The sequence below is a fragment of the Antribacter gilvus genome, from assembly GCF_003946865.1.
GTDB classification, from domain to species: Bacteria; Actinomycetota; Actinomycetes; order Actinomycetales; family Cellulomonadaceae; genus Antribacter; species Antribacter gilvus.
On record NZ_QXTH01000043.1, the window covers coordinates 1 to 747 of the forward strand.

The window sequence follows — 747 nt, forward strand, 5'->3', positions numbered from 1 at the left end:
GACCCAGCGGCCGATGTTGCCGCCCATCTGGAGTCCGCCGTCGGCGTCGAACTGGAAGTGGACGCCGAGGTAGACGCGTGAGCGGGCGTTCTCGGCGGCGGCCTGGGAGAACGAGGTGAAGGTGCGGGTGTAGCCGGTGGGCATGTGGGGGTCGTCGGTGCCGGCGGTGAAGGTGACGGCGTCGCCGAAGTGGGCTGCCATGACGGCGGCCCAGGCGCCGGCGAAGGTGGCGTGGCCGGAGGTGTAGGCGGGGAAGCAGGGGCTGACGTGGGCTCCGGTGACGGGGTCGGTGAGCAGCGGCTGCCAGGACGGGTCGCGCTGGGCCAGGATCGGGTCCTCGTTGATCGCGGACTCGGGGCGCCACAGGTCGATGCTCGTGAGGAACTTCTGATCACGGACCGCGATCCCCGCATCACCCATCGCCAGCGACGCCTCGGCGAAGAGGCGCGCGACGGCACGGGCGTCGGTCACGTTCCGCGACTGGGCGACCGTCTGGGTGATCTCGAGCATGTGGCCAGGGGGCTTGTACGTACCGTTGGTGTCGTTGGCCCAGAAGAACGCGATGTCCCTCTGCTCGGCCGTCCGGGTCGTGGAGGTTGCCCCGCCCAGGCTGCGGACCTCGGCGAGCTGCTCCTGGTAGACGGGGCTGGCCAGCAGCCCGGCGTAGGACGTCGCCCCGGCCGGTGCCGGGAGCCGGAACTGCGACCCGCTGGTCATCGAGAACGGCTTCGTGCTGCCCCAGCGAGG

1 protein-coding gene is annotated in these 747 nt (G+C 71.1%); it reads right to left on the reverse strand.

What is annotated here, in order from left to right; translation table 11 throughout:
* A partial coding sequence (locus D1350_RS23455) for a vanadium-dependent haloperoxidase (RefSeq protein ID WP_125778468.1) occupies positions 1–717 on the reverse strand: 717 nt, incomplete at its 3' end.
* Between the last annotated feature and the right edge of the window lie 30 nt (positions 718–747).